We start from the raw sequence: 4321 nt of genomic DNA on the forward strand, positions 1-4321 counted from the left end.
CCACCCCCCAGGTCATCCCATCGACAGGGGGCAACAGTCATGCCGGGCCCGGAGGCCAGCGGCCCTCTTGCAGGACCGCGAAGAAGATAACGGGGGGCAGGGTCCCGAGACCGACGCTGGGGCGTGGAACTCGACCGCGAGGGTCGTCGCAGCTTGGCGCGCAGGGGGAGGCAACGACGCGCCCCCAAGGCTAGTGTCTTGGCCGGACACTCTTGCAGGGTTGGTGGCACGCGGAGTGCCGCCAACCCGGTCGGCCAGACCCGCTACGAACTCGGTGAACTAGTCCGGTCGTCGCATCCGCGGCGGCCCGCACGGGAACTTGTTCCCCACCGGATAGGACGAAAGGCCCGGACTGATGATGGCGGCGCAGACTCCGGCGGAACGGGCTCTGGCGCGCTCGTTCGCCGGCCCCGGTACGCGGTTCGATGTCTCTGATCTGCGGATCGACCACCACCCGGACCGCAGCGCGACCTTGACCTACCAACTGGCCATCGCGCGTCAAGGTCACCGGGAGGAGCACTGGGAGGTCACGCTGCCGTGGGAGGACAAGTCCTTTGCGGACGTGCTCACTTCCCCCGCGCCGGAACCTGACCGGCTCAACATGCTCGTGTACTTGGTCCGCAGCCTGTTGGAGGAGTGGTGGGAGACCAAGGGGTCTGAGCGGAAGTCGGCGAGGATGGGGCGTCGGATGCCGCGACCGTGACGTCGAGGGCCGTCCAGACAGAACCGGTTGAGGACTCCTGCCCCTCTCCGCGAAGAAGCGGTCCAGAAACCTCACCGACACGACCGAGTTGCGAAAGCCGGTTGACGTCGTCCGGATACTGCCGTCATGGCCGTCACTCAGCAACTCGCCCGCATCACGGCCGAGTATCTCGCTTCCTGCCGCCAGTCGGCCGACGCATCACCGGACGGAGACCCTCCCTGGAATCCACCGTCCGCGGACGTCCTCGACCTGGACTGGGCACCGCTCCTGATCGAACGGGTCTGCGAGCTCGGAGGCCTCGACGACGCCCGTCGAAGCGCTGTCCGACAGGCTCTCGAGGGCGACACTGCAATCGACCTCGCCTTCCTCACCACGCATCCGCATGCCATCGCCCCCTTCGGGCCAAAGCCCACGGCACTTTCAGCGGCTCACGTGGCTCGCGTTGCGGAACTGCTCGAGCAGATCGACTTTCCGGCACTGCTTGCCGCTCTCCCGACAGACGAGGCGGAGGCCGCTGCCTTGATCGGCAACAACGCGGACAAGATCGCCGGGGGCCCGAGCAAGTACGTGCTGCGGCACTTCAGCGCCTTGCGCGAGTTCTACCGGGACGCATCCCGACGGGAGCCTCTCGTCGTGCTCTGGTGGGACTGACACCGCGTCACCCTGTCGCTTGATCAATCTCGATGATCTCGGAGCCAGTGAGTCGCTGAGTTCCTTGGCCCGAGCCGTCCATCGCGACGGGCCCCGCGGGACGTGCAGCCGATACGCCGCTGGCGCGCACACACACGCACCGCAATTGCGTCGTGGGTACAGACGAACAGGAGAGCCCGCGAGGAGCGTGGCCTGGTCCGCGCGATGGCCGGTCCCTCAACGCGATCAGCGCTGAGCTCTGCCGGAGGGGGGCTGGCCTCACCTTCGATCAACCGGACAGCCGGATGGCCGGGAGGATGCCATGTCGGAGACCGTGGGGCTGCCCCGACTAAGTCGTCCACAGAGAAGGCAGGATCGTGCGTATTGTTACGACCATCGCCATCGCCACCGCCACCGCCATGGCGGCCCTTGCCGGCCAAGCCGTGCCGGCCGCCGTCGTCCATCAGCCGGTCACCGAGGGAATCTGGCGCATGGACGGCTACGGCACAGTCCTCTCCATCCGAAACGGAACCTTTCAGGAGTACCAGACCACCGCCGTCAGCTGTCTCAAGGGCGATTCCGCGCAGCGGACCGGCCCCGGCACCTACACCACGTCCGACGGCACGGTCCTCTCGGTGCGTACCCAAGGAGGCCGCGACGGCGGGTCTTTGCGAGCGGCCGGCTCCGTCGGCGACCGGAACCTGCGTCGGATCCCGGAGTTACCCGACGCCTGCTCGCGTCCTGCTCCCAGGGGTCCGCTCGCGGCCTTTGACGTCTTCTGGCAGTCCTTCGAGGAGAACTACCCCTTCTTTTCCACCAAGGGCATCGACTGGCGCGCCGTACGCGATCAATACCGGCCCCAAGTACACGCTGGGACGACCAGGGAAGAGCTCTACGCCGTCTTCAGCGAGATGGTCAAGCCGCTCGACGATGCACACGTTGCAGTCCAGGACGGCGACCGCGTCTTTGCGCAGGTACGCCCCGGCACCGTCGTGCCCACCGAGGAGCTGGACACCAAGGTCAAGAAGTTCATTGTGTCGCGTGACCTCAAGAACGCCCGCAACCTCCAGGACTTCGCCCACGGGCGGATCACCTACGCCGACCTCCCGGGCGCTCAGGGCTACTTGAGGATCTCCGGCTTCGGCGGATATGCGGGCAACGGCGCTCCCTACGCCGCCCAGCTGGCCGAACTCGACAGAGCGCTGGACACGGTCCTCAGCCGAGAGCGCACCCAGCGCCTCAACGGCCTGATCATCGACCTGCGGATCAATGGCGGAGGCTCCGACGCCCTGGGAATCCACATAGCCAGGCGCCTCACCGACACCGCCTACCTCGCCTACTCCAAGCGGGCCCGCAACGACCCCGCCGATCCCACCCGGCACACCCGCCCGCAGCCCGCGTACGTCACGCCCGCCCAAGGGCCCCGTTACACCGGGCCGGTCGCCGTACTGACCGGCGGCTCGACTTTCAGCGCGGGGGAGACCTTCACCCAGGCCCTCATGGACCGCCCCGGCAGGACGGTCCGGATCGGGCAGCCCACACAGGGTGTCTTCTCGGACGTCATGTCGCGCAAGCTCCCCAACGGCATGTCCGCCTGGCTGCCGAACGAGGAGTTCCTGACCCGGTCCGGCAGGACCTTCGACGGCACGGGCATTCCGCCACACCTCAGAGTGCCGGTCTTCACGAAGGAGGAGTTCGACAAGAAGAGGGACTCGGCCTTCGACAGGGCTCTGAACGTCCTGCGGAACGACGATGGCACCACGAGCTGACGCAAGAAGCGCGGGACTGGGGACCACCCGCCAAAGGTCACGGGAGGTCACTACCCGCTCAGCAGTACCCAGAACTCACGGCACCTGCACACGCGAGCCCACCAGGGAAGAAGGGGCTCCGGATCAGACTGAGCCCGATGTCCACACGCTCGGACGTTCCCGCGGCAGCCTGAGCACGAAGGTCCATCTCCCCAGTGACAGCCGCGCACGACCTTTTCCCCTCCGCGTCACCGCAGGCCAAGCGGAGACACCCCGGCCTTCGAGATCGTCATGGCCGGCAGCCCTGTTCCGCGAAGCGGACCGGAAGGCGAAGGCCGCCCGGACGTCGCCCTGGCGGATCGCGCGAATTCATCCCGCGCGATCCGTGAGCATCTCGGGCAGCGAGGTATCTGTGCCGTGATCCCGCAGATCTCCCGGAGATGGTCCGGGTCACTGAGCTCGGGTGAGGTCATGGCCCGAAGTTTCGCACCCTGCCATCGACGCCGAGCGGTGGAGAACGCCAACCACTCGGCCGAGCCACGCTGGTGGCGCTCGGCTCCGACGGCCTCATGGTCGTGCGGGCCCAGTCCGGGACGGCACGACCGGAGACCGCAAGCCGAGCCACTGCTCCGCATCCCAGGCGCGGAACCGCTCTACCTCAGTAAACCCCAACTTCGCTGCGAGACGCATCGAACCGACGTTGGCGGTCTGAGTGGCGAGCACCACCGGCTCGCCGGGTAGGGCACCGCCGAGCCAATCGCGTGCCGCCGCGCACGCCTCGGTGGCATACCCGAATCCCCACGCCAACGGCAGGAACAGATAGCCGAGATCAACTTTTCCCGCGGCAGCGGGGTGAAGATGCTCCGTTGCCCTCTTGAGCAGGATCTGTCCGATCATCGCTCCGTCGAGATCAACGATGAAACTCCCAGGCCACCGCTCGGGCACTCCAGGCAACTCACGCTCAAGTGCATCCCGCGACCGGGGCCCGCCGAAATGGGCGTGCACCTTTGGTGACGCCAACAGCTCGATAAACGCTGCACGGTCCCGAGCCTCAGGCTCTCGGAGTACGAGCCGCTCAGTCTTGATCGGGGCAGGCGGCCAGGCGACGGGTCCGAGTTCAGTCATGCCGACCAACCAATCAGCAGGCTAGCCTCGCGCTTTCATGAAGCGGGCTGTCCGGCAGGCGGGCAGGAAAACAGAAAGTGCCTCTGACCAGCAAGAATGAGGATTGTCGAGGTCC

The 4321-nt window shown here is 66.9% G+C and carries 4 protein-coding genes; 3 read left to right on the top strand and 1 reads right to left on the bottom strand.

Annotated features, from left to right (window positions below; all coding sequences use genetic code 11):
• The first annotated feature begins 355 nt into the window (after positions 1 to 355).
• The 3 genes from ACIRPP_RS31890 (at position 356) to ACIRPP_RS31900 (ending at position 3102) form a co-directional block, all read left to right on the top strand.
• Positions 356 to 703: a hypothetical protein gene (locus tag ACIRPP_RS31890; RefSeq protein ID WP_403650235.1), complete on the top strand. Its 348-nt coding sequence runs from the start codon at positions 356 to 358 to the stop codon at positions 701 to 703.
• 126 nt (positions 704 to 829) lie between these two features.
• Positions 830 to 1354: a DUF1877 family protein gene (locus ACIRPP_RS31895; RefSeq protein ID WP_403650238.1), complete on the top strand. Its 525-nt coding sequence runs from the start codon at positions 830 to 832 to the stop codon at positions 1352 to 1354.
• A 374-nt stretch (positions 1355 to 1728) separates the two neighbouring features.
• Positions 1729 to 3102, top strand: coding sequence for a S41 family peptidase (locus ACIRPP_RS31900; protein ID WP_403650244.1), 1374 nt, complete (start codon positions 1729 to 1731; stop codon positions 3100 to 3102).
• A 546-nt stretch (positions 3103 to 3648) separates the two neighbouring features.
• Here ACIRPP_RS31900 and ACIRPP_RS31905 read toward each other — a convergent pair.
• Positions 3649 to 4206 carry a GNAT family N-acetyltransferase gene (locus ACIRPP_RS31905; protein ID WP_403650241.1) on the bottom strand — a complete coding sequence of 186 codons (558 nt, stop codon included), beginning with the start codon at positions 4204 to 4206 and terminating at the stop codon, positions 3649 to 3651.
• Positions 4207 to 4321 lie beyond the last annotated feature (115 nt).

It is taken from the genome of Streptomyces sp. NPDC101219 (genome assembly GCF_044767675.1).
Classification (GTDB): Bacteria; Actinomycetota; Actinomycetes; order Streptomycetales; family Streptomycetaceae; genus Streptomyces.

Bases quoted from the DNA above. Each gene is read 5' to 3' on its own strand.
- ACIRPP_RS31890 (WP_403650235.1), top strand. From the start codon at position 356: ATGATGGCGGCGCAGACTCCGGCGGAACGGGCTCTGGCGCGCTCGTTC.
- ACIRPP_RS31895 (WP_403650238.1), top strand. From the start codon at position 830: ATGGCCGTCACTCAGCAACTCGCCCGCATCACGGCCGAGTATCTCGCT.
- ACIRPP_RS31905 (WP_403650241.1), bottom strand. From the start codon at position 4,206: ATGACTGAACTCGGACCCGTCGCCTGGCCGCCTGCCCCGATCAAGACT.